Annotated in this window: 22 protein-coding genes and 1 pseudogene; 9 read left to right on the forward strand and 14 right to left on the reverse strand. The window is 62.3% G+C overall.

Annotated elements, in window-relative coordinates:
* Positions 1 to 33 precede the first annotated feature (33 nt).
* Positions 34 to 780 carry a metallophosphoesterase family protein gene (locus NKJ72_RS15005; RefSeq protein ID WP_352477818.1) on the forward strand — a complete coding sequence of 249 codons (747 nt, stop codon included), beginning with the start codon at positions 34 to 36 and terminating at the stop codon, positions 778 to 780.
* 87 nt (positions 781 to 867) lie between these two features.
* Here the strand turns inward: NKJ72_RS15005 and NKJ72_RS15010 are convergent, their stop codons facing one another.
* Positions 868 to 3306 (reverse strand): DNA/RNA non-specific endonuclease, encoded by a 2439-nt coding sequence (locus NKJ72_RS15010; protein ID WP_352477820.1) that lies wholly within the window; start codon positions 3304 to 3306, stop codon positions 868 to 870.
* 280 nt (positions 3307 to 3586) lie between these two features.
* On the opposite strand from NKJ72_RS15010, the gene NKJ72_RS15015 reads away from it, so the two are divergent.
* Positions 3587 to 4459 (forward strand): SH3 domain-containing protein, encoded by an 873-nt coding sequence (locus NKJ72_RS15015; protein WP_352477822.1) that lies wholly within the window; start codon positions 3587 to 3589, stop codon positions 4457 to 4459.
* 225 nt (positions 4460 to 4684) lie between these two features.
* On the forward strand, positions 4685 to 8188 hold the full coding sequence (carB, locus tag NKJ72_RS15020) for a carbamoyl-phosphate synthase large subunit (RefSeq protein ID WP_352477823.1): 3504 nt from the start codon (positions 4685 to 4687) through the stop codon (positions 8186 to 8188).
* Positions 8189 to 8373: 185 nt separating this feature from the next.
* On the opposite strand, the gene NKJ72_RS15025 is transcribed toward carB, so the two are convergent.
* The 7 genes and pseudogenes from NKJ72_RS15025 to NKJ72_RS15055 form a co-directional block, all read right to left on the reverse strand.
* Positions 8374 to 9327, reverse strand: coding sequence for a hypothetical protein (locus tag NKJ72_RS15025; protein ID WP_352477825.1), 954 nt, complete (start codon positions 9325 to 9327; stop codon positions 8374 to 8376).
* Positions 9324 to 10262, reverse strand: a complete 939-nt coding sequence (locus NKJ72_RS15030) for an HD domain-containing protein (protein ID WP_352477827.1) — start codon at positions 10260 to 10262, stop codon at positions 9324 to 9326. The genes NKJ72_RS15025 and NKJ72_RS15030 overlap by 4 nt, the downstream gene beginning before the upstream one ends.
* Positions 10263 to 10469: 207 nt before the next feature.
* Complete coding sequence (locus NKJ72_RS15035) at positions 10470 to 10808, reverse strand: hypothetical protein (RefSeq protein WP_352477829.1); 339 nt, start codon at positions 10806 to 10808, stop codon at positions 10470 to 10472.
* A gap of 130 nt (positions 10809 to 10938) precedes the next feature.
* A pseudogene (locus NKJ72_RS15040) lies at positions 10939 to 11320 on the reverse strand (DUF6152 family protein).
* Between the two features lie 257 nt (positions 11321 to 11577).
* Positions 11578 to 12324, reverse strand: coding sequence for a DUF899 family protein (locus NKJ72_RS15045; RefSeq protein WP_352477831.1), 747 nt, complete (start codon positions 12322 to 12324; stop codon positions 11578 to 11580).
* A gap of 160 nt (positions 12325 to 12484) precedes the next feature.
* Positions 12485 to 12973: a GNAT family N-acetyltransferase gene (locus NKJ72_RS15050; protein WP_352477833.1), complete on the reverse strand. Its 489-nt coding sequence runs from the start codon at positions 12971 to 12973 to the stop codon at positions 12485 to 12487.
* Complete coding sequence (locus NKJ72_RS15055) at positions 12966 to 13742, reverse strand: transglycosylase SLT domain-containing protein (RefSeq protein ID WP_352477835.1); 777 nt, start codon at positions 13740 to 13742, stop codon at positions 12966 to 12968. The genes NKJ72_RS15050 and NKJ72_RS15055 overlap by 8 nt, the downstream gene beginning before the upstream one ends.
* A 207-nt stretch (positions 13743 to 13949) precedes the next feature.
* Here NKJ72_RS15055 and NKJ72_RS15060 point away from each other — a divergent pair, with 207 nt between their 5' ends.
* Positions 13950 to 14522: a methylated-DNA--[protein]-cysteine S-methyltransferase gene (locus NKJ72_RS15060; RefSeq protein ID WP_254820326.1), complete on the forward strand. Its 573-nt coding sequence runs from the start codon at positions 13950 to 13952 to the stop codon at positions 14520 to 14522.
* Between the two features lie 52 nt (positions 14523 to 14574).
* Here the strand turns inward: NKJ72_RS15060 and NKJ72_RS15065 are convergent, their stop codons facing one another.
* Positions 14575 to 14901: a hypothetical protein gene (locus NKJ72_RS15065; protein ID WP_352477837.1), complete on the reverse strand. Its 327-nt coding sequence runs from the start codon at positions 14899 to 14901 to the stop codon at positions 14575 to 14577.
* Between the two features lie 299 nt (positions 14902 to 15200).
* Here NKJ72_RS15065 and NKJ72_RS15070 point away from each other — a divergent pair, with 299 nt between their 5' ends.
* Positions 15201 to 15413, forward strand: a complete 213-nt coding sequence (locus NKJ72_RS15070) for a cold-shock protein (RefSeq protein WP_023678332.1) — start codon at positions 15201 to 15203, stop codon at positions 15411 to 15413.
* A gap of 276 nt (positions 15414 to 15689) precedes the next feature.
* Positions 15690 to 15890 carry a hypothetical protein gene (locus tag NKJ72_RS15075; protein WP_352475039.1) on the forward strand — a complete coding sequence of 67 codons (201 nt, stop codon included), beginning with the start codon at positions 15690 to 15692 and terminating at the stop codon, positions 15888 to 15890.
* Between the two features lie 174 nt (positions 15891 to 16064).
* Here the strand turns inward: NKJ72_RS15075 and NKJ72_RS15080 are convergent, their stop codons facing one another.
* From NKJ72_RS15080 to NKJ72_RS15090, 3 genes are all read right to left on the reverse strand, one after another.
* Complete coding sequence (locus NKJ72_RS15080; protein ID WP_352477839.1) at positions 16065 to 16673, reverse strand: glutathione S-transferase family protein; 609 nt, start codon at positions 16671 to 16673, stop codon at positions 16065 to 16067.
* 262 nt (positions 16674 to 16935) lie between these two features.
* Positions 16936 to 17790: an EAL domain-containing protein gene (locus NKJ72_RS15085; RefSeq protein ID WP_352477841.1), complete on the reverse strand. Its 855-nt coding sequence runs from the start codon at positions 17788 to 17790 to the stop codon at positions 16936 to 16938.
* Positions 17787 to 18680, reverse strand: coding sequence for an EAL domain-containing protein (locus NKJ72_RS15090; RefSeq protein ID WP_352477843.1), 894 nt, complete (start codon positions 18678 to 18680; stop codon positions 17787 to 17789). Before NKJ72_RS15090 ends, NKJ72_RS15085 begins: the two co-directional genes overlap by 4 nt.
* Before the next feature lie 204 nt (positions 18681 to 18884).
* On the opposite strand from NKJ72_RS15090, the gene NKJ72_RS15095 reads away from it, so the two are divergent.
* Positions 18885 to 20087: a pyridoxal phosphate-dependent aminotransferase gene (locus tag NKJ72_RS15095; protein ID WP_352477845.1), complete on the forward strand. Its 1203-nt coding sequence runs from the start codon at positions 18885 to 18887 to the stop codon at positions 20085 to 20087.
* Between the two features lie 6 nt (positions 20088 to 20093).
* On the opposite strand, the gene NKJ72_RS15100 is transcribed toward NKJ72_RS15095, so the two are convergent.
* Together NKJ72_RS15100 and NKJ72_RS15105 are read right to left on the reverse strand one after the other, a co-directional pair.
* A complete protein-coding gene (locus NKJ72_RS15100) occupies positions 20094 to 20489 on the reverse strand; it encodes a (R)-mandelonitrile lyase (protein WP_352477847.1) in 396 nt (131 codons plus the stop codon).
* A 30-nt stretch (positions 20490 to 20519) separates the two neighbouring features.
* Positions 20520 to 21119 carry a methyltransferase family protein gene (locus tag NKJ72_RS15105; RefSeq protein ID WP_352477849.1) on the reverse strand — a complete coding sequence of 200 codons (600 nt, stop codon included), beginning with the start codon at positions 21117 to 21119 and terminating at the stop codon, positions 20520 to 20522.
* Positions 21120 to 21262: 143 nt separating this feature from the next.
* Between NKJ72_RS15105 and NKJ72_RS15110 the strand changes: the two genes are divergently transcribed.
* Together NKJ72_RS15110 and NKJ72_RS15115 are read left to right on the forward strand one after the other, a co-directional pair.
* Entirely contained in the window at positions 21263 to 22129 is an 867-nt protein-coding gene (locus NKJ72_RS15110; protein ID WP_352477851.1) for an alpha/beta fold hydrolase, read from the forward strand.
* Positions 22130 to 22292: 163 nt separating this feature from the next.
* Positions 22293 to 24344: an elongation factor G gene (locus NKJ72_RS15115; protein WP_352477853.1), complete on the forward strand. Its 2052-nt coding sequence runs from the start codon at positions 22293 to 22295 to the stop codon at positions 24342 to 24344.
* Positions 24345 to 24564: the final 220 nt, after the last annotated feature.

A 24564-nucleotide genomic window follows, 5' to 3' on the forward strand; every position in this document is an offset into this window, starting at 1 on the left:
GCCCTCCAGCCATTCCAATTAACGGAGCCTGCCATGCGCATTGCCGTCGTCGCCGACATCCACGGCAATGTCCTCGCGCTCGACGCCGTGCTCGACGATCTGCGGCAGCGCGGCGGCGCCGACCTCATCGTCAATCTCGGCGATTGCGTTTCCGGCCCGCTGTGGCCGCGCGAGACCATGGAGCGGCTCGAGGCGCTCGACCTGCCGACGGTACGCGGCAATCACGACCGCCGCGTTGCCCGCGACACTGCCGACGAGACCATGTGGCCGTCCGACCGCTACGCTCAGGAACGGCTGACGGCAGGCCAGCGCGAGGCGCTGTTCGCGCTGCCCGTCACGCTGGAGGTGGCGCCAGGCGTGATCGCCTTCCATGCCCGGCCCGACCACGACGAAAAATACCTGACTGACGCGATCGTCGAGGGCCGGCTGGTGCGCGCGCCGCTGGCCGCAATCGAGCGGCGCCTCGGCGCGGTCGATCCCACCTGCCGCATCATGCTTTGCGGCCATAGCCATCGCAGCGATTTGATCCGCATTCCCGGCGGTCCGGTCATTTTCAATCCAGGCAGCATCGGCTGCCCGGCCTATGACGATTCGACCCCACCGGCGCATGTCTCCGAGCAAGGCTCACCGCACGCCCGCTATGGTATCGTCGACTTGCACCGCGATCGCTTCGAATCCATCGCCGTCGACTATGACCATGAGGCGGCGGCGCGTCAGGCCGAGCAGGCGGGGCGGCCCGAATGGGCTCACGCGCTGCGCACCGGATTTATGTCCAGCTGAACGCGGAACGCGTTCATGCCGCCGGACTGAGCTTGGTCATGCCGGGCTGAACCGATGACCGCCTTCGAGCGGCAGAAGCCGCAATCTTCAGTTGTCGGACGCGGATCGCTTCGATCGGTTGGCAGGACGTCGGGCGCCGGCCGCCGAAGTCTTGGCCGCCGAAGTCTTGGGCGTCGAAGTCTTGGTCTCCGAAGCCTTGGGCGGTGAAGCCTTTGGCCGTGACGTACTGGGCGTTAGATGCCTTGGGTTGAAAGTCTGTGCTGGAGCCGATTCGGAACCGGCCCGAATGTCGGCGTCGCGCACCTGCTGGCCAAAGTTCAGGCCGGTCAGCTCTTCGATCTCGGCCACCGTCGAAAGAAACTCCGATACCCTGGCAATTTCAAGCGGGTCATCGAATGCCTCGGCACGCTCGCCGAACGCTTCGGGCATCACTTCCAAAACCGGCTTCTGGTCCGCCAGCAGCGCGATGGCGCGCAGGCCAGCTTGATCGGACCACAGCGCGATCTTCCAGAACTTCAGCGGAACATGGCTGTCGAAGCGGTAGGGAGGATCGTCCTCGCGGAACGCTGGCCCGGCAAACACCGTGACCCGGCCTCGCGTCGTATAGGCGTTGCGCAGCACATAGGTTTCCACCGCGCGCCATCTCAGCTTCCCCTTGGAGCCGGGATGGTCAAGCGAGCTTCCCTGATTGAAGAAGCCGACTTGCGGCGCAGCATTGGTATAAAAGAACGTGTCGCGTTCTGCCGCGACCGCCTCCTGATCGACGCCCCATGCGGGGTCGCCGCGAAGTGTAATATGGCCCTTCTGGAACATTCGAGCGATTCGTTCCTTGGATTTGGCGACGGGAAATCCGGGCACATTCTGGCTCGAATAGAATTCCCGGGTCATCTGCTCGCCAAGGTCGATGCGGCGATCGGGCCGGAAAGCATCGCTGGCTTCCGACCCGGAAATCGACTCCACCCCCAAGTCGACAAGCGACGGGTTGTCGATGACCGTCTTGTCCTCACGATTGACCGCCTTGGTACGGGATCCATCGATATTGCAGGCGGTGACGAAGGCAAGCCTGCGATCGGCGTTCATCAAGATGGAAAAATGATGGTAGCGCAATTCGTGTGGGTCCTCGCCGGGTTTGGCAAGAAGGTTTTTGGCCAACCGGTAGGGTGAATTGGCGACCGTCGGCATTGGCAGGACAAAGCCCGGTATGAAGCCGGGCTCATACCCTCCACGATCGTCGAAATCCTCTGTTTTCCAACCCGCGGCCTCGGCGATGGCCACGACCTTGGCGGGTTCGCTTGCTGGACCGTCGTTTCGTCTCGCATCGCCTCCGTCGCGGTCGATCAACGGCGCCCGGACATTTATCTCGACGGGAAAAGTCCACGTGACCGAGCCATCGGCATTATGTCTCGTCGCCGGCGGGCCGCGATCCGGTTCAGGCCGCTGCACCGGCTTGTCCGGCACGTCTCCGCGAATGTCGGCGTTCAGCCGAACTGTCTCATCCATCATGCGCGGCGTGCCGGACCAAATCGCCAGAGCTTCCGAAACCGCCGATGCCGATGAGCCCGGCAGCCTGGACTTTCTAGCGCCCAGATCGTCAACGATGGCGCTGATCCGTATGCCTTCGTTGATCTCGCGCGCAAGCGCGTAGCCAGCTATGCCCGTCACCTCGTGGAACGGGCCGGCCCAATGGTGCAGGGCAATAGGCTCCCATTCGTTGTTGAAGACCGGTGAACCGGACGAACCCTGTTCGGTATCGGCAACATAGTGCAGCACTTGAACCGTCTCGTCGCGGGCCACCAGCCGGTTTTCACGCAGCACCAGTTCCTTGAAGCGGCCATCGGGATGCTGGACGATGTTGGCGATTTCGCCGAGCATATGCTTGTCGCGCGCGTCCGACAGCGCGATAAAACCGAACTCCCCCAGTTCCTTTGGGCCGGAACGCCGCTCGCCGACCCCGATCAGCGTGTAATCCAGACCTTCTATGCTATCGGTCACGAAACAGGATTCAGGATCGAACAGGAAAGTCGTCGGCGTGCGCACGGCATTTGCACCGTCCTGCTCATAATCGAACTGGACCTGGAAGCGCCGGGAATCCGCCGGCGACGAAATCACATGGTTGTTTGTGAGGAACAGCTTAGGCCCGACCAGAAAACCCGATCCTTGCGGATTGCCGTTGAGAAAGGCAACGCGGCCGACCGCATCGGCAGCACGGCGCCCACGCTCCAGAAATGCGACCCCGATGAAATCGAGCGTTGGGCCGAGAATTGCCTCCGGTCCTGGCTGTTTGGCGGCGGCCTTTCTCTCCCCGGCAGATCTCATGTCGATTGCTGCCGATATCATCTCCGCTTCGGTGCGGCTGAGCGACGCCTTTACCTGCAACCTGTCGAGGCGCCTGGAGAGGGTCTGTTCGGCGGCCAGCGGATTGCCGTTGGCGATGTGACCAAGTGAAGCCTCAATTTCGGCGCGCGTTTTCTTGATACGCTGGCGAACTATGTTTTCCACTTGCGCGAATATTTCAAGGTCGACCATATTGCCCTCCTCAACCTTACTTGAGAGAGTGCATACTTACCTGAAATGTGCAATATTTTGCCGGCTGTTAGTTCACGGAAGTGGCCTGGTCGCGATTCAACACGCGGCACCTTTTCGGGCTTACACAGCGCCGCCTCGTCGCCTATAAAAACCGGCTGGCGTGCGATGGCGCTTTCGTGCCTGGCCACCCTTCGGCAATTGAACCTACCGCCCATGGCAGATGATTAGGCGCACAGTAACACTCCCGACGACGCTGCTTGCGGTGGTTGCCGCTCCGCTGATGCTGACGGAGTTGCCGGCCAACGGCCAGGAGCCGGAGCCCATCATCTCGATTGTGACGGGTCTCGCTCCCGATGACCTCCTGAACGTGCGCGCCACGGCGTCGGCCATGGGCAAGATCGAGGCGCGGTTGCCGAGTGGATCGAGCGTGAAAAATCTCGGCTGCGGCGACGTCAGCGGCTACAAGTGGTGCAAGGTCGAAGACATTGACGACCCGAAGCTGAGCGGATGGGCACCCGCACGCTACCTCGACCCTATCAATCCCCTGCAAGTGACACCCCAGGCGGCCGCCGATACGGAGAGCCCTGCCTCTCAACCGCTGCCCGATCTGACAACGCGCCTCGGCGCAACTGCTCCCGAAACGTCGCTGAACTCCGCTGACGCAATCGGCAGGGTCGCTATCGAGGACGCTTACCGCCTGGCCCTGGCCGCTGGCAATCCCTCGACTGGACAGGTTGATGGATCGGCGCCCGCGGCAGTGGATCCCGTCCAGAATTTCGGCGCGACCAATGCGGCGCCTCCGGCCGACGCACAGACCGTTGCACGGCTGCAGCCGCCGGGGACACCATTCCCAGGTGCCGGCAACGTCATTCCTTGCGCGCGCTATCTCGGCCAGCCGATGACCAACTGCAAGGCAGGCGTCGCGCGCACCGGCGACAAAACCGACGTGACCGTGACCTGGCCCGATGGCGGCACGCGCATCATCAGCTTCCAGGCCGGCAAGCCGGCCGGTTCGAATGGGCCGGGCGACTTCCGCTTCACGCGCGAAGGCAGCCTCAACATCATCCGCGTCGGCGCGTCCGAACGCTTCGAGATTACGGATCAACTGGCGTTGGGGGATAGTCGTAAGGGGAATAAGGCAGTAGGGCAGTAGGGCAATATGTTTGAAGGGCGGCCGAACCTCTGCCCTACTGCCCTACTGCCCTACTGCCCTACTGCCCTACTGCCCTACTGCCCTACTGCCTCATTTTCGGGGTTACATCCGGCAAAACTCTTCCCTATAAGGCCCTCCTAGCCTGATACCAGAATCGCGAGCACAACCGGCCGGGTCTTCCCGTCCGGTTTTTCGTGCAAGCCGCCTGCCGAACGGACCTTCGATATGCCAAGACGCACCGACATCAAGTCGATCCTGATCATCGGGGCCGGCCCCATCGTCATCGGCCAGGCCTGCGAGTTCGACTATTCCGGCACCCAGGCCTGCAAGGCGCTGAAGGAAGAGGGTTTTCGCGTCATCCTGGTCAATTCCAACCCGGCCACCATCATGACCGATCCGGAGCTGGCCGATGCCACCTATATCGAGCCGATCACGCCGGAAGTGGTTGCCAAGATCATCGCCAAGGAGCGGCCCGACGCGCTGCTGCCGACCATGGGCGGCCAGACCGCCCTCAACACCGCTTTGTCGCTGCGCCGCATGGGCGTGCTCGACCGTTACAATGTCGAGATGATCGGCGCCGACGCCACCGCAATCGACAAGGCCGAGGACCGTGCACTGTTTCGCGAGGCGATGAGCAAGATCGGCCTGGAAACGCCGAAGTCGATGCTGGCCAACGCCACCGACGTCAAGAATGCCGACCGCAAGACGCACGAGGCCGAACGCGCCGCGCTGAAAGCCGAGAAGCCGGAAAACCTCGACGCCGCGCTCGACGCGCTGGAAACTCGCTGGAACCTCGGCGAAGGTGACCGCAAGCAGCGCTACATCAGCCATGCCATGGCGATTGCAGCACAGGCGCTCGACCATGTCGGCCTGCCCGCAATTATCCGCCCCTCCTTCACCATGGGCGGCACCGGCGGCGGCATTGCCTACAACCGGGCTGAATTCTTCGAGATCGTGCAGTCCGGCCTCGATGCCTCGCCGACCACCGAAGTGCTGATCGAGGAAAGCGTGCTCGGCTGGAAGGAGTACGAGATGGAGGTCGTCCGCGACAGGGCGGACAATTGCATCATCGTCTGCTCGATCGAGAACATCGACCCCATGGGTGTGCATACCGGCGATTCGATCACCGTCGCCCCTGCCCTGACCTTGACCGACAAAGAATACCAGATGATGCGCAACGCCTCGATAGCGGTGCTGCGTGAGATTGGCGTCGAGACCGGCGGCTCCAACGTACAGTTCGCCGTCAATCCGGCGGACGGCCGTCTGGTGGTCATCGAGATGAACCCGCGCGTCTCGCGTTCGTCCGCGCTGGCCTCCAAGGCGACAGGCTTCCCGATCGCCAAGATCGCCGCCAAGCTCGCCGTCGGCTACACGCTGGACGAGCTCGAGAACGACATCACCGGCGGGGCGACGCCGGCGTCGTTCGAGCCGAGCATCGATTATGTCGTCACCAAGATCCCGCGCTTTGCTTTCGAGAAATTCCCCGGCGCCGAGCCGGTGCTGACCACCTCGATGAAATCGGTCGGCGAGGTCATGGCCATCGGCCGCACCTTCCAGGAATCGCTGCAGAAGGCGCTGCGCGGGCTCGAAACCGGCCTGACCGGTCTGGACGAGATCGAGATCCCGGGCATCGGCCACGGCAGCGCGCCCGCCAGCCACGTCGACGACCGCAACGCCATTCGCGCGGCATTGGGCACGCCGACACCTGACCGGCTGCGCATGGTGGCGCAGGCAATCCGCATGGGTACTTCGCTGGAAGACGTGCACGCAATGTGCAAGATCGACCCGTGGTTCCTCGACCAGATCGCCGGCATCCTCGCCATGGAGGATCGCATCCGCGAGCACGGCATTCCTGAGGACGCCGGCAATCTGCGCATGCTGAAGGCGATGGGTTTCTCCGACGCCCGCCTCGCCTCCCTGGTCAGGAAAGACGTCGAAGAAATCGAAAAGATTAGGCGTACGCTCGACGTTCATCCGGTCTACAAGCGCATCGACACCTGTGCCGCCGAGTTCGCCTCGCCCACCGCCTACATGTATTCGACCTATGAAGTGCCGTTCGCCGGCAGTCTCGCCAATGAGGCGCAGGTCTCGTCGCGCAAAAAGGTCGTCATCCTCGGCGGCGGCCCCAACCGCATCGGCCAGGGCATCGAGTTCGACTATTGCTGCTGCCATGCGGCGTTTGCGCTGCGCGACGCCGGCTTCGAGGCGATCATGATTAACTGCAACCCGGAGACCGTCTCGACCGACTACGACACCTCCGACCGGCTCTATTTCGAGCCGCTGACGCCGGAGGACGTGCTGGAGATCCTGCGCACCGAACAGGCCTCGGGCGAGCTCGTCGGCGTCATCGTCCAGTTCGGCGGCCAGACGCCGCTGAAGCTGGCGGATGCGCTGGAGAAGGCCGGCATCCCGATCCTCGGCACTTCGCCCGACATGATCGATCTCGCCGAGGACCGCGACCGCTTTCAGAAGCTGCTGCACAAGCTCGGCCTCAGCCAGCCGAAGAACGGCATCGCCTATTCGGTCGAGCAGGCCCGCCTCGTCGCCGGCGAGCTCGGCTTCCCGCTGGTCGTGCGCCCGTCTTATGTGCTCGGCGGCCGCGCCATGCAGATCATCCACGACGAGAGCATGCTGCAGACCTACCTGCTCGACACCGTGCCCGGCCTGGTGCCGGAAGACATCAAGCAGAAATACCCCAACGACAAGACCGGCCAGATCAACACGCTCTTGGGTAAGAATCCGCTGCTGTTCGATACCTATCTGTCGGGCGCCATCGAGGTCGACGTCGACTGTCTCTGCGACGGCAAGTCGACCTACGTCTCCGGCATATTGGAACACATCGAGGAGGCGGGCATCCACTCGGGCGACAGCGCCTGCTCGCTGCCGGTGCATTCGCTGCCATCGGAACTCGTGGACGAGCTGGAGCGCCAGACGGCGGCGCTCGCCCGCGCGCTCAATGTCGGCGGCCTGATGAACGTGCAATATGCGATCAAGGACGGCACGGTCTATGTGCTGGAGGTCAACCCGCGCGCGTCGCGCACCGTGCCCTTCGTCGCCAAGACCATCGGGCGGCCTATCGCAAAGATTGCCGCCCGCATCATGGCCGGAGAAAGCCTGGAAGACGCCTTCGCCCATTACGGCGCCATGCCCGACCCGCGCAATCCCGGCCACATCGCCGTCAAGGAAGCGGTGTTCCCCTTCGCCCGCTTCCCCGGCGTCGACATATTGCTCGGCCCGGAAATGCGCTCTACTGGCGAAGTCATGGGCCTCGACCGCGACTTCGCGCTCGCCTTCGCCAAGAGCCAGCTCGGGGCGGGTGTTGATCTCCCCCGCGCGGGCACGCTGTTCGTCTCGGTGCGCGACGAAGACAAGAAAGGCATCTTGCCGGCGGTCAAGCGCCTCGCCGGCCAGGGTTTCAAAGTGCTCGCCACCTCAGGCACCGCCCGCTTCCTCGCCGAGAACGGCGTCGCCGCGGAGAAGATAAACAAGGTACTGGAAGGTCGCCCGCACATCGAGGACGCCATCCGCAACCGCCAGGTGCAGATCGTCTTCAACACCACGGACGGCCAGAAGGCGGTGTCGGACTCCAAATCGCTGCGCAGGGCGACGCTGATGCAGAAGGTGCCGTATTACACGACGCTGTCAGGCGCGGCCGCCGTGGCGGAGGCGATTGCCGCGCTGCGGGCGGGGAGCCTGGAGGTCAGGCCGCTGCAGGAGTATTTCGCGTAGGCGATTAGCCAATCTCCCTCCTTGTGGGGGAGATGGCCGGCAGGCCAGAGGGGGGTGCTGTCCCGCCGAGGTTGCAATCCAGCCAACTCCCTCAATCGGCATCGATGTTCTTACTAAATCGAGCTCATTGCGACGTCGCCGCAGCCGCTACGGCGTTGAGGGCTGTAGTGACGGTTTTGAATATTCTAGAACATGATAGCCCTATGAATGGGATGGCTACCATCATAGTGGCGTACAAAAGCGCTTCGTAGCGACATCGAAAAATGGTGTCCGTCGTTTTTCAATGAACGAAACAGCTCGCTTTTCCTAAGCGCGTCCTTATCTTCGCTCTCCAGATTCAGTCGAATCTCAGGCTCGTCCATCTTCTCCAAGAATTTGTCGTAGTACATGAGAGGCTCGAACGCGTCTTCACCTAACACGCTCAACACCCTCTCAATGGGTGTCAAGCGCATCAATCGTTCACAAATCGCTCTCTTCTCCAACGCGCTCCTTTGTGCAGTTTCAGCGCAGATTAACAATCCAGAGAAATATATTAGCTTGCGCGAAAAAACCAATTTGATGTTTCGAATCCCCCAAGGTTTTCCATCTTCTTCGGTTTTGAACTCAAAATCCACACATATTGTCCTATAATATCGAATTATGTCGTTCAAAAGAAACAAGGCCAATTGATGATCTGTAATTTGATCTGATATATAACGATTAAGCATTGCCTTCGCTAACTCTTCAAAAGAGGCCTCATCGCCCACGGATGTGGACTCCAATATAAGGAGCATTCTCCGAGTTATACTCTCATTGCTATCAGACGATCCTCCTATGTTCAGGAGCATTTCATCATATTGAACGACACTATCTTCACCGAATACTCCAGTAGAGCCGGGCCTTCTCAAACCCACGGCTTCGTGGGCCTCTGTCCATAATTGCTGTGCCAAGCTTCTAGAAATCCTCTTTTGAACAATAAAAGCATCAAAATCAGAGCCATCGACAAGCTCTTTTCTCGCTAACGATCCATTTACGACCAGAAAAACTCCCGTGTTTTGATAAGACTCATTTAATTTACCTAATTTCTCTAATCTTTTTTCCGATTCCAAATGGGCTTCTTTTATATGATTAAAACGCCCATCAAGTTCACCAATTTTCACGCGCTCCCCCTTTTTCTTAGATATCTGCGGTGCAAGTCTGAGATCGAGGCCAACGGGACCGACTTATCAATATTAAAATTCGACTCTCTGGCCGCCGGCTTATTTTGGACTTTTCTGTCGTACAGATCAGGATAAAGACCAATCTCGTCTGCCAGTTCCTGGTCAATCTTTAAGTAATCTCTGTATCCTATATTCTTCTTTTTAGAAATGACCAAATCAATATACGCGTCCTCGAATCTGGCGTAAACACCGCGCTTCAAGAACTGATCGTAGAAGGCCGCCTTAACCTCCCAAAATTTGTCAAGATTGTACATTTCTTCTTCACTGAGAGCTTCAGCCCTATTCAGAACAGCAAGTGAATTGATCGCCTCTAAGATGTCGAAAGGCGGCTGAAGCCGGAAAGACGCCATAAAACGAAGCATTCCATCAAGGGTATCTATGTTTATAGGGTTATGAAAGATCCAGCCGAGATGGTTGTCCGTTCCGACAGTTATAGCGAGGACCCTATTTCTGCTTAAGTTGAACCTTGATAGCGCTTCGGCAACACCCATTTCTGGTGCGGACAGTACGAATTCTAAGATTACTCTGTGGTTGATATTCGGATTTATCTTTTTGAAGGCGCGTTCTGTGCTATGAGAAAACGGGCTGTGGCCAAGATCATGGCAAATAGAAGATGCTATTACATAGAGTCTGTCTTCCTCGGTGAAGTCTATCTTCTCAATCAGCTTCTGAGCAAGAAATAAAACCCCCATAACGTGATCTGATCTGCTAAAATACCACGTGCTATCTTTAGATTTGTGAAGATTATAATAGTCAATCGCCCCCAAAAAAGAGACCTCTTGCAAACGTCGAAACGCCTCCGAGCTGACAAGGGCTTCTATTAGTTCCCTTTCAGAATCTTTAAATCGAGACTGCCGATCTGATACTGAATTCATTATTGTTCTTCATTTGTAAAAAATAGGACCTGTGCGACATAGCAGCTACTGTGGTTCCGCTCGGACATAAGGTACCTATTCGCTCGCAAGCTGGCAATGAGTTGAGTTCTCCAACATAGTATGGTGACGAGGGTGTGGCGAGGCGTTGAGTGCCCTGCAGCCTTTCTTTGATGGCAATACCATACTGCAGCCGCTCATCACTCGCCCTTAGCCGAGAAAACCAATAAACCGCCCAGCGAACAGCACGGCCGTCCACAGCATCATCGAAACCACCGCCAGCATGGTCGCGCCCCCACCAACCCGCTCCTTGCTGCCTCCCGTGCGGCAGACGCCTATGAACACAAGGAAGTTAACGCCGGCGAGGAGGATCAGCCCCATCTTGGCCAGGAAAATCGGCATCGCCGCATACGCGCTCGCCCTGACCGAAAATAGCAGCGACCCCGTGACCAGCGCACCGCCGAACGCGCCCAACGCCGTGCGGCGCAGCAGCGCGACGAACGGCGCCTGCGGCAGCGAGCGGAAGGCGCCGAGGATCCTGAGATCCATGAGCCAGACGCTGGTCAGCAGCGCCGATCGACATGATGTGCAGCGCATTGACGATGGGGTAGGCGACGAAGGAGGCCTTCAGTCCCCGCACAAGCGCGAGTTGCTCGATGCCGGCGAAAAACCCGTCCATTCAGGCCGGCGGCACGCGGTCGGGATAGACGTCATAGGTCTTGCCGCCGACGATGATGCGGACTGCCTTCATGCGCTTTTCGCTCTCGTCGCGCGAGCGGGCCGATCGCGGTTACATCGTCGCCGACCTTGGCAACCTCCTCGGTGAAGCCGGCGGCGATCGTGCGCGACGGCGGCGCCATCTCCACCCGCCAGGCCTCTCCCTTCGCGTCGACATCGAGCGTAGCGTGCGGGTTGCCGATATAGATGGCCGTGATCCTGCCCCGGAGTTCGAAAAACCCGTCCTGCGTCCACGACCAGCCGTGATGGGCATAGGCCGCGGTGCCGGCGGCAAGCATCACCGCCGCTGCCAGCATGACGCTCCCGATGTAAGGTGACCGCATCGCTCGTCTCCTCGGTTCCGGCATTAGAGGGTAGGTCAGCGCGCCGCAGCGTCAAAATCACATGAGGTCTGCGCCGCCCCTCATTGCCCTGCCGGCCATTTCTCCCCGTATAGTGACGGGGAGAAAGGTTGCCTTCGCCAAGGATTTCGCAATCTCCAGAGTTGAAGAAAGGGAGCTGAGTTTGCCGCCAGCCCCCTTCTCCCGTCCCTCTACGAGGAGAAGATGCCGGCAGGCAGATGAGGCGGCGCCGAGCTACGCTAGTGGCAGCAAGCCTCTCTGTACTGCAGTTGCTCCTGCCAGCTCCGCGCCCTGCCCTCCGGGGTAAAATCCATGAGGTTCCACAGGATCTCGCAGGTGCCTATGGCGCGCGGGTCCTGGCCGGGTTCGGGCGGCGCGAAGCCGAGTTCGGAGCTCCAGAAGTGGCGGATGCCGTCGCCGTCGCGGTGGAACACCGACAGCACGGGGAGTTGCGCGCCATCCTCGGCCTCGGCGTGATAGTCGCGCTTGAAGCTGTTGCCGGCCGACGAGACCAGCCGCATATTTTTCCAGCCGCGGTCGCGGCCGAGCGTCAGCAGGCTTTCCAGCGCGGTCTTGGCCACGACAGCGAAATTGTAGCCGGCGGCCTCGAGGTGGCCAATGGCGCCGTCGAACTGGTCGAGCAGCGCCGTGCAGGACGGGCAAGGCTGGTCCGGTCTGGGCAGCTTCGCCGTGCCGCCGCTCGTCGCCACGTCACGCGTCTCCTGCGGATGGCGCGGAAACATCATCGAATAGACGATCAGCGTGTCCTTGCCCGGCGCAAACAGTTCCGAAAGCCTGATCCTGGCGGGCTTGCCGTCCGGCCCCAGCCCGTCGAACACATAATCCAGCGGCACCAGCCCGCCCGGCGGCAGCGCACGGCGGGCGACCGCCACATCCTCCATGGCGCGGCGCAGCTCGATCTCCTGCTGCAGCAGTTTTTCGCGGGCGATGCGGTATTCCTGGGACTCGTTGGGAAAGGTGATCATCGTCATCTCCATCTGCCGTGCTTTTTGGCGGCGCGCCGTTCGTGGCAACGCGCCTTGCCTCCCAAGGACGCATCGCGCGAAACGGTTCCGACATTTTTGCGCAGGCGCCGTGGCGGCAAGAACCCGGGCTGCCGCCTTCAAAAAGGACGAACGGCGCTCCTCACCCCGCCCAATCCACCTCGATCATCCCCAGCCGCTGATAGAGCCTGACTGCGGCCGCGTTCTCGACGGTGTTGGTCTTGAGATCAACATGCGCCGCGCCCCTTGCCTGAAACACCGCGAAGGCGTGGCGCATCAGCGCCTCGGCTATGCCCTTGCCGCGCGCCTCGGGATGAACGGCAAGATCCTTGACGAACCCCGTCGCCCAGCAGAGCGCCGCGCCCGCCAACCGCCCCTTGCCGTCGATGACCAGGAAACACAAAGCGGGATCGAATTCCGCGTCGCCCGAAATGCGCGGCCACCATTGGTCGAACGGCCCATCGGCGCCGTCGTCGAACACCGCGGTCAAAAGCGCATGCAAAGCGAGCGCATCGGCGGCTTCGAAGCCGCGCATGAAAAAACCTTCTGGCCAGCGCGGCGCCAGAAGCGTGTCGTCGAGGATCTTGCGCAGTCTTACATCGTTCGGCGCCGGTGGGCGCGGCTCAGGCATCGGGTTGCATACGGCGGCGCAGGCGGTCGCTGCCGAGGCCGGTTTCGCCCAGCATCCCCTTGCGTTTGGCGTCATAGTAGTAGCCGCTCTGGTAGAGCCGGTCGGCGCGCTTGGGATTGCCGCCCGACACCAGCCAGGCGCCGCGCAGATATTTCACTGCATATTTCAGGTTGGTCTCGGCGTCGAACAGGCCGCTCGCCGGTCCGTCATAGCCCATGCCGCGCGCCGTCGCGTGCTTGATCTGCATCAGCCCCCAATGCCCGTGATTGTAGGCTTTCGGGTTGAAGGTGCTCTCGCGGTTGACGACGCTGCGCACCAGATCGACCGGCACCTGATAAAGCGCGGAATATTTCTCGATCAGCCGCTCGATCTCGCTGCGGGCGCCGGCGTTCGACTGGCCCTCCGCCGGGTCGGTCGCGGCCAGAACGGCCGGGTTTTGCGGCACCGTGTAGGCGACCGGCTGAACGCCGGGCATGGCGGCAGTCTGGCCGGTGACCGGCATGGCGACGGCAGCCGCCGCGGTGGCTGGCTGGGCATTGGTGGTCATGACGGCCGGGGTCGTTGCCGCCAGCGGCGTCGGCCCGGCAAAGGCGGCGGCCGGCTCGACCGGCAGTGCTGCTGTCTGGGCGACGCCGGACGGTTCCGGCAGCACCGAAACCGTGTCGGGCAGCGCCAGCGTGAAGCCGGCATCGGTGTTGGCCGAGTTTTCCGTGAAGGCAGGGGCCGGGGTCACCGGCGAAGTCGAGGTGCAGCCGCTGAGAGCGGCCACGGCCAACACCGCCGCTAGGACGGGAAAGAGGAATTTTGCTGGCAAGCGGCGCTCGGGTCCGGTTCGTCGGGTGTTAAGAAGTCCTTACACCAGCATCTTTCCCCGGGCAATCCGCGGTAGACGGTGGTTTTCGGGTGGCGATCCGGGCCGGGAAATGCGATATTGTTCTGGATTTGTACTTCGAAGGATTCCGGAAAGGAGCACGCCATGGACGCCTCTCATGCCACCGCCGGCCACGCGGTCTTCGAAACCGTGCTCGGCTACATGGGTATCGCCTGGAGCGAAGCCGGGCTAACCCGGCTCTGTCTGCCGCAGCGCAACCGCGACGCGGTAGAGCGCCGGCTGCTGCGCCATGCCTCCGACGTCGAACAAGCCGTGAAGCCCGAGCCGCAATGGGTTGCCGAACTGATCGCCTCGATCAAGGCCTATGCCGCCGGCGAGGATATCGATTTCTCCGGCGTGCCGGTCGATCTCAGCGGCGTCGACGAGTTCCGCCTGGCGATCTATGACGCGGCGCGAAAGCTCGCCTTCGGCGAAACCACCACCTATGGCGAACTGGCCAAACGCGCCGGCCACGCCGGGCTGGCGCGTGAGACGGGCGCGGCGCTCGGCGCCAACCCGGTGCCGCTGGTCATCCCTTGCCATCGCATCCTTGCGGCCGGCGGCAAGATCGGCGGCTTTTCCGCCCCCGGCGGCTCGGCTACCAAGGAAAAGATGCTGGCAATGGAAGGCGTGCGCGTCGGCCCGCCGCCCCCAGCGCAGGTGTCGTTCGGGTTTTAGCTGTGCTGATATTCAGGTGAGGCCGGCACCCCCGCGCACCATCTCGACCAGCCTAATCCGGAAGCAGGCGCCGGCGGAAGCGCCGGTCGATCTCCACCCGCTTGCACTTGTAGACGGTGCACGAATTCGTATCGGCACTCGGCACCGAGGCCCGCGCCCTGACCTCGCCGATGTCGCAGAATTGCTGGCTCCGCACATAGCGGTCGTAGAGCGCCAGGCCCGGCACACGCGTCGATCTGTAGCGCAGGATGACCGCCCCCTCGCGCGCGATCGTCGCCTGCACCTTGCCGCAGCTCATGCGGGTCGGGTCGTAGCGCGAGACCGCCTGCGCCTCGGCGGCCACCAGCGTCAGGCAAGCGGCAAGCAGAACGATTTTCATGTCCCTCTCCCCAAAACCCAGTCGCGCCCGAAGCCGGCGCGATCCTCCCGCGTCAGGCGCGCAACGACGACGCTCTCACGCGATTGGGGCGGCCGTTGGGCAGCGTTGCCGCCGTGCCATTTTCCGCCCCGTCTTGTTTTTTGCGCGAAGGCATATTATATGCGGTCCATTGATATTTCGGCCGATCGATCCGGGCCTCGCGATATTCGCGTTTGCTGACGTTCTATCTCCAAAATCTCGATACAAACCGGCTGGGTTTCGGTCCAGTCAAACTAAAGCAAACGTAAAGGACTATCGAAATGGCAACAGGTACGGTCAAGTGGTTTAATTCCACCAAGGGTTTCGGCTTCATTCAGCCTGACAGCGGCGGCGCGGACGTTTTCGTTCACATCTCCGCAGTCGAGCGTGCTGGACTGTCGACCCTGGTCGAAGGCCAGAAGATCAACTTCGAGATCGAGCAGGACCGCCGCACTGGCAAGTCGTCCGCTGGATCTCTGAGCAAGGCAGCCTGATTTTGCGAATGGCGTGCGCCGGGCGATAGCCCGGGGCGCGCGGCAAGTCACGGATGTACTGGCGGTCGCGCGAGAAGCGCGCCGGAGCGAAAGACCCCGACAAGCCGAAGCAGCAGATTGCTGCCGGCCCGGCCAAAACGCTCCCGATCAGGCTACCAAGCATGGGAAGGCGGGATTTTGTCCCGCCTTTTTGCTGTCTGGATTCCAGTGAACCGCTGCCTTGGGCCTATAGTCCCACTTCGTGGTGTTTTTGGGCCAATGTGGTACTATCAATTCATGAGCAAGCTTGAACAGATTGAGAAATCCGTTGCCGAACTAAGCCCCGAAGAGCTGAGAGCGTTTGCCGCATGGTTCGAGGCGCTGCAGGCCGACATGTGGGACCGGCAGATCGAAGCCGACGCCAAGGGCGGCAGGCTGGACAAGCTTGCCGAGCAGGCCTTGGCTGATCATCGCGCCGGCCGGACCCGGCCTCTGTAAATCATTTTGCCACTCCCTCGTTTTGGGAGGCTTACGCAAAACTGCCCTCGTTGAGCAAAGGCGTGCGAGCATTCACGCCATCGGCCGAAGGCCGCAAGCCCGACCGGGCGTCGCGCCTTGTGGCGCGCCCCGTCCGGAGCGAGCCGCTAAGCGGCGACAAGCGTGAGGACAGAACTAAGGCAGCCACTCCAGCGGCACGTGCCCCGGATCGGCCTCGACCCTTTTCAGCCAGGCGGCAACCGCCGGATAGGCGTCGAGCTGAAACCCGCCCGTCTCGGCTGTATGCGTATAGGCATAGAGCGCGATGTCGGCGACGCTGAGCGCACTGCCCGCGAAGAAGCTGCTCCCGGCCAGGTGCTTGTCCATGACGCCGAGCGCCTTGTTGCCGCGCTCCAGCGTCAGCGCCAGCCGCTCGGGCGTAGCATCCTTGGCTCTTTCAGGGAAGGTCAGCAGCGCCCTGCGCACGGCGATGTAAGGCTCGTGGCTGTATTGCTCGAAGAACAGCCACTGATAGGCCAGCGCGCGTTCGTATCTGTCCGCCGGCAGGAACCGCGTGCCTTCGGCGAGGTAGAGCAGGATGGCGTTGGATTCGGCCAGCCGCCGGCCGTCGTCGAGTTCGAGCAGCGGCACCATGGCGTTCGGGTTTTTCGCGACATAGTCGGGCTTGCGCGTCTCGCCGGTATGCGAGCTGACCTCGACATTGGTGAAAGGGATGCCGAGCTTGGCCATCAACAGGCGCGGCTTGTAGCAATTGCCGCTGTCGATCATTCCATAGAGTATCATCGGTGCTCCCCTTGCTCGCAACCACCCGTCTCAGGGCTTGATCCAGCCTCTATCGCGGCAGCGGCGGCGTCATCCAGTGATTTGTTTTGGCGTAACCATCAGCGCCGCTGATGCATTTCAGGATATGTCGAGATTCAAGTCAGGCCGAGCCGAGAAGGGCGGGTTCCGAGAACCGGAGCGGAGCGTACTTTTTGGGTAGGTGAGCACCGGAAGCGCAGGACCCCCCGTTCGCAGGCCGGCATCACTTGAATATCGGCATATCCTAGCCGAACAAGGGGATGACGTTGCTATCCCTGCCAAGCAGCCTGTCGATCGACAGCGGCTCCTCGTCGAACAGCGTACCGGCCAGCGCCGGCCGGGCAAGGTAAAAGCCCTGCAGCAGGTCGACGCCGCCATCCAGCGCGACGCGCAGATGCGTGGCGTTCTCGATGCCTTCGACCAGCACCTTGGCGCCGCGATCGTGCAGCGTCGAAACCAGTGGCCGGAAAAACCGCTCGGCGGCGGCATGGCGGCAGAATTCGGCGAACCAGGTGCCGTCGATCTTGACGATGTCGGGCTGCACGAGGGCGACCCTTTCTTCGGTAGAATGCCCGGTGCCGAAATCGTCGATGGCGATGCGGACGCCGTCGCGCCGCATCTCGCGCGCCAGGCTGACAAGCACCTTGTCGCCGGCAGCCTGCTCGGTGATCTCGCAGACCAGCATGCCGGGATGCAGGCCGAAATCCGCCAGATGCCTGGTCATCAGCCTGATTTCGGCCAGCGCCCGTGCGGGGTCATCGTTTATCAGCGGATTGTAGTTGAAGAACAGGTCGAGCCCGTCGACGCCGATGTTGCGGAAGTTGCGCAAATGCAGCACCCGGCACATGGTTTCGACAAACAGCCGATCCGCTGCCGGCACACCTTCGAAGAAGATTTGCGGCGCCACCGGCCTGCCTGCACGATGCGGCTCGATCAGTCCCTCGACCGCGACGGCGGCGAGAAACCTGCCGCGCGGCGCGAAGACCGGCTGGTAGGCGCTCCTCAGCCGGAATGCGCCGTAGACGCCATATTCGATGCCGACCTCGTCGGCAAAGATCGCCTCGCCGACCTTGCGCCGCATGTCGGCCCGCCCGGTCACGATGTCACCCTGCGGCCAAAGGCCCGCATCGGCCGCCGCGATGGCGAAACGGCCGCAGAAACCTTCTCAGCATCGGCCGACACCGCGGCCGCCTGCCCGCTCTTGTCGAAGACGTGGAAGCTGGTCGGCGCAAGCTCGGGGCGCGCCAGCACATAGCCTTGCACCATCGAGGCGCCCGATTTTTCGGCAAGCTCGAGCTGCCAGCCCGTCTCGATGCCCTCGAACACCGTACGGATGCCTTGCTCTTCGAAGCTTGTCACCATGGCGGTCAGCAAGGCGAAGCCGGCACCGGACTCCATCAGCGTCATGATCCAGTCGGCGTCGAACTTGACGATGTCTGGCCTGAGTTCCTTGATGCGATTGATGTCGGATTCGTCGGCGCCGTAATCGTCGACCGCAATGCGCAAACCATTACCCCTGAGCGCCTCGACGAAATTGTAGAGCGTTTCCTGCGACGCCGATTTCTGTTCGGTGACCTCGCAGACGACGCGGCGCGGATCGATGTCGGCCTCGTGCAGCACCAGCCGCATGTCGCGCAGCGCCTTGTCGGCGATGCTGCGGTCGGTGAACACCGATGGATCGAAATTGATGAAGATGGAGGCGTCTCGCGGCAGGCAGGCGCCGGCGTTCAGAAGGTGCAGCGTTCGTGTCAGCGCCTCGATATGCAGGCGGTCGACCGCCGGACAGCTGTTGAAGAAACTCATTGGCGGCTGCGGCTCGCCGTCGCGGAACGGCCGGATCAGCCCTTCGAACGCGACGACGGACAGCTTGCCCTTGTTGAAGGCGAAGATCGGCTGGAACGCGCTTTGCAGCGTATAGAGCCCCCAGACACCGCTGGCGGTGCCGTCATCGTGGCGGATGATATGGGCAAGCTCGATGCTGCGCGTCACGGTTCCTCGCTATGCGAGACTGGCGGACCGGCTACGGTCCCTGCCGTTCAAGCTTTTACCGATCGTTGATGAATTTATTGTTGCCAGCATTGCGCGCTGGCTCATTCGACAATGCCTGCGCTGGGCTTGCGCTTGACCAGATGATGCGACATGAGAGGCGCCGCGGCGCCTTCGCCGCGCCGGTCCTTCCTGGAGATATCTGTCATGGCCTTTCTTGCCGACGCCCTTTCCCGCGTAAAGCCTTCCGCGACCATCGCGGTGACGCAGAAGGCGCGCGAGCTGAAAAACGCCGGCCGCGACGTGATTGGGCTGGGCGCCGGCGAGCCGGACTTCGACACCCCCGACAACATCAAGAACGCCGCGATCGAGGCCATCCGCCGCGGCGAGACGAAATACCCGCCGGTCTCCGGCATCGTGCCGCTGCGCGAGGCGATCGCGAAAAAATTCAAGCGCGAGAACAATCTCGACTACCGGCCGGAGCAGACCATCGTCGGCACCGGCGGCAAGCAGATCCTGTTCAACGCCTTCATGGCGACGCTGAATCCCGGCGACGAGGTGATCATCCCGCGGCCTTACTGGGTGAGCTACCCCGAAATGGTGGCGATCTGCGGCGGCACCTCGACCTTTGCCGACACCTCGATCGACAACGGCTTCAAGCTGACGGCGGCCGTGCTGGAAAAGGCGATCACGCCGCGCACCAAATGGCTGTTGATGAACTCGCCGTCGAACCCTTCGGGCGCCGCCTATACCGAAGCGGAGCTCAAGAGCCTGGCCGACGTACTGTTGAAGCATCCCCATGTCTGGGTGCTGACCGACGACATGTACGAGCACCTGACCTATGGCGACTTCGTCTTCAAGACGATCGCCGAGGTCGAGCCTAAGCTCTATGAGCGCACGCTGACCATGAACGGCGTGTCCAAAGCCTATGCCATGACCGGCTGGCGCATCGGCTATGCGGCAGGCCCGGTGCCGCTGATCAAGGCGATGGACATGATCCAGGGCCAGCAGACCTCCGGCGCCTGCACCATCGCCCAATGGGCGGCGGTTGAGGCGCTGAACGGGCCGCAGGATTTCATCCCGAAGAACAAGGCGATCTTCCAGGGCCGGCGCGATCTCGTCGTCTCGATGCTCAACCAGGCGCGCGGCATCACCTGCCCATCGCCGGAGGGTGCGTTCTACGTCTATCCCTCCTGTGCCCAGCTGATCGGCAAGACGACCAAGAGCGGCAAGGTGATCGACAGTGACGAAACCTTTTGCTCGGAACTGCTCGAGGCCGAGGGCGTGGCGGTTGTTTTCGGCTCGGCCTTTGGCCTCGGCCCGAACTTCCGCATCTCCTACGCCACGTCGGAGGCTCTGCTCGAAGAAGCCTGCACGCGCATCCAGCGCTTCACCGCCGCGCTGGTCTGAGACGTTTCAGCCGCCATACTGCTCGTCGCTGACCTTCTCCAGCCAGTCGGCATGCACGCCCTCCAGCGCCTCCTGCATGGCGATGTGCGTCATCGCCGATTTCGGGCCGGCGCCGTGCCAGTGCTTTTCGCCGGCCGCAAAGGAGACGACGTCGCCGGCCCTGATCTCCTGGATCGGCCCGCCCCAGCTTTGCGCGAGACCGGCACCGGACGTGACGTAGAGCGTCTGGCCGAGCGGATGCATATGCCAGTGGGTCCGGGCGCCGGGCTCGAAACTGACCAGTGTGGCGCGTAGCCGGGCCGGTGCCTCCTTCTCGATGATCGGCGTCTGCAAAACCCGGCCAGTGAAGTATTTTTCCGGCGCAACAATCGTCGGCACGCTGCCGCAGCCAATAATCTTCATCGTCGCAAATCCTCGATCCAATCCAGTGTCTTAGAGACTACCACTTTCGTCCGATGCCGGCTGCATCTCCTGCCGGCTGCGGGCAAAACGCGGCCAGAACAGGCCGGCACGTCCGCTATAGGCCTGGTAGGCACCGGCCAACCTTGTACGCGAAAATTTTCGCTCTTCGTCCAAGGCCGCGATCACATAGATCGCAACGATGCCGGCGACCGGCACGACCGCCCACACCGACCAGGTCGCGATACCCCATCCGATCCAGAAGACGATGTAGGATGTGTAGAACGGATGACGGACATGGCTATAAGGGCCTTCGGTCACCAGGCTGTCGGGATTGTCCGGATCAAACGCGAAACGCAGCCGCGCCTTGCGCGAAACCGAGATCGCCCACCAGAACAGCGCCGAGCTTGCCAGTTCGACGGCAAACCCGCCGATCTTCGCTGCAACCGGTTGCCGCTCGATCCACAGCAGCGCCAGAAAGAACAGCGCCGTGCCGACCACGACGGCCGAAATGATCATGGCGCCTTGAGACATGCTCGGCGACTGGAAATGCCCGCGCATCGACCAGGCATATTGGCCGAGCGTCGCGATGCTGCTGATCGAGAGGAGAAGGTCGAGCGTGGATTCCATCATCAGGCTCCGGGGGTTAGCTGTGGTGGATTCGGCCATCATAGCCGGCAGAAACCGAGAAATCATTTCTTAACCACCGTTCTAAACAACATGGTGACCTCGGCATGCGATGTTGACCTCGAGACAATTCGAAGGTCCAACCGGATATGGCCGTTTCCCACCGCACGATCCGCACGCCGCAAGCGGATTTGCGCCTCAGCCAGTCGTCGGGACCCGGCATCCCGCTTGTCCTGATCCACGGCTCGGGCAGTTCGCGCACCGTATTCGCCCGCCAGTTCGACAGCCCGTTGGCCGCCGCCCATCGGCTGATTGCTTTCGACCTGCCCGGCCATGGCGAATCGTCGGACGCCCGCGATCCGGCGACGGACTACACCATCGCCGGCCTTGCCCAATCGGCGGCTCAGCTCCTCGATGCCTTGGGCATCGGTCGCGCCGTTGTCTTCGGCTGGTCTCTTGGCGGGCACGTGGCAATCGAGCTCGCGAGTTTTCACCGCGCCGTCGGCGGGCTGATGCTGACCGGCGCGCCGCCGGTATCGAAGGGTCCTTTCGGCATGCTGCGCGGCTTCCATGCGCATTGGGACATGCTGCTGGCGTCCAAAAAGACGTATTCCGAACGCGATGCCGAGCGCTTCGAAACGCTCTGCTTCGGAGACACCGCCGACCCGTCCTTTCGCAAAACCATCCTGCGTACCGACGGCCGGCTGCGCGCCGCGGTGACGCGCGGCATGCTCACCGGCAAGGGCGCCGACCAGAGACAGGTGGTCGAGCAAGCCGCGTTTCCGGTCGCTATCGTCAATGGCGAGAACGATCCGTTCGTCCGGCTCGGTTATTTTGAAACGCTCGCCTGCGGCTCGCTGTGGGAGCATTGCCACATCATTCCCGGTGCCGGGCATGCGCCTTTTTGGGAGCGTGCGGACCTGTTCAACCCGTTGCTCGCGCGCTTTGCCGAGACGGTGGCAGTACAGCGCGTCGACGCAACGCCACTGGCGTCGCGCCGAACCGGCACCGGCTGAACCGGCCCCAACTTCAAATCCCTTCAACCTCAAATCCCTTGCCCTCCCGGCCTGCCCGTGGGACGATGCCCTTTGGGTAGGTGGCAAATTGAAAAAAGCCTCGCCCGCGACGGCCGACAGGCCGGCCGCCGCTCACAGGGAAACGCCTGAGTGGAGGTCAGCCATGGGTACTCGCGCCGGAGGACGACGCACGGGACCGAAATGCATTGCCATAGTCGGTCCCTTTGCAAGCGGTAAGACGACACTTCTCGAAGCCATACTCGCCCGTACAGGCGCCATTCCCCGCCAGAATCCCGTTTCGTCCGGAAATACCGTTTCCGATCATTCGCCGGAAGCGCGCGCTCACGGCATGAGCGTCGAGGCGACCTTCGCCACAACCGATTTCATGGGCGAGCCGTTCACCTTCGTCGATTGTCCCGGCTCCATCGAATTCTCCTTCGAAGCCGAGCCGGTGCTGGCTGCCTGCGACGTCGCCGTGGTCGTCGCCGAGGCTGACGAGAAGAAGATCCCTGCCCTGCAGCTGATCATGCGCAAGCTCGACGATCTCGGCGTGCCGCGTATGCTGTTCCTGAACAAGGTCGACAAGGCGATATCAGGCGTGCGCGACACGCTGAAGATGCTGCAGCCGGCAAGCACGGTGCCATTGCTGCTGCGCCAGATCCCGCTGCGCAAGGACGGCGTCGTCATCGGCTCGATCGACCTCGCTCTGGAGCGTGCCTACATCTATCGCGAATATGCCGAGAGCGAGGTCGCCCAGATCCCGAGCGACGACAAGGCGCGCGAGCTCGAGGCGCGCTTTTCCATGCTGGAGACGCTCGCCGACCATGACGACCGCCTGATGGAGCAATTGCTGGACGAGATCGAACCGCCAAAGGACGCGATCTTCGATGACCTCGCCGCGGATCTGCGCGACGGCACGGTGACGCCGGTGCTGATCGGCACCGCCGAGAAGGGCAACGGTGTGCTGCGCCTGTTGAAGGCGATCCGTCACGACGCACCCGATATCGCGGCGACGCGCCAGCGTCTCGGCGCTCCCGACAGCAATGCCACCGTGGTCCAGGTGATGAAGACCATCCACACCGCGCATGGCGGCAAGCTGTCGGTCTCGCGCATCCTGTCCGGTCAGGTCGCCGACGCCGCCGAGCTGTTCCTTCCCAGCGGCGAGACGGCAAAGGTCTCCGGCATCTACAAGATGCTCGGCAAGGACCAGGTCAAGCTGACGTCGGCCAAGGCCGGCGACACGGTGGCGCTCGGCAAGCTGGACGCCGTCAGGACCGGCCAGACGCTGAGCTCGACCAAGGGCGGCATCAAGCCGCTGGTCACGCTGACCCCGCCGCAACCGGTCTTCGCCTTCGCGCTGCGGCCGAAAGAGCGCAAGGACGAGGTCAAGATGTCGGCGGCCATCCAGCGCCTGGCCGAGGAAGATCCCTCGCTCAGTCTGCATCACAACCAGGATTCAGCCGAAACCGTGCTGTCGGGTCATGGCGAGATGCATCTGCGCGTCGTGCGCGAGCGGCTGGAAGGCAAGAACCAGATCCCGGTCGAAGGCCATGTGCCGGCCGTGCCGTATCGCGAGACGATCCGCAAAGCGACGCAGCAGCGCGGCCGCCACAAGAAACAGTCGGGCGGCCACGGCCAGTTCGGCGACGTAGTGCTGGAGATCAAGCCGCTGCCGCGCGGGTCAGGTTTCCAGTTCACCGATACGATCACCGGCGGCGTCGTGCCGAAGACGTACATCCAGTCGGTCGAGACCGGCGTGCGCGATTACCTGAAATCCGGCCCGCTCGGCTTTCCGGTCGTCGATGTTGCCGTCAACCTTTCCGACGGCTCCTACCATGCGGTGGATTCCTCCGACATGGCCTTCCAGATGGCGGCGAAGCTGGCGATGAAGGAAGGCATGGCCGCCTGCTCGCCGGTGCTGCTCGAACCGGTGATGAAGGTCGAGATCGTCACGCCGTCGGATGCGACGTCGAAGATCATCGCGCTGATCCCGCAGCGGCGCGGCCAGATCCTCGGCTACGACGCGCGGCCCGACTGGCCGGGATGGGACGTGGTTGAGGCGACCATGCCGCAGGCCGAGATCGGCGACCTCATCATCGAGCTGCGCTCGGCCACGGCTGGTGTCGCCAGCTATCGGGCCGTCTTCGACCACATGGCCGAACTCACCGGGCGGTTGGCCGACGAAGCGCTGAACGCCAACGGCAAGGCCGCCTGAAACAGCTTGCGGCGGCCAGAGCACAAGGATGCACACAAGGAAACGGCGCCCGGATCATTCGGGCGCCGTTTCGTTGCGGACCGTCTTCGTGGGAGGCGAAACGGCAGGTCCGCCGCATGCTTGCCGCCGGTGTCTGGCGGCGGAGGATGGTTCGGACGCGGTAGCTGCCTGAGCCCGGGTCGTCCGAGTGATGCCCCCATCCCCCGGACGAGCCACACCG

The sequence above is a fragment of the Mesorhizobium sp. M0045 genome (genome assembly GCF_040323385.1).
Classification (GTDB): domain Bacteria; phylum Pseudomonadota; class Alphaproteobacteria; order Rhizobiales; family Rhizobiaceae; genus Mesorhizobium.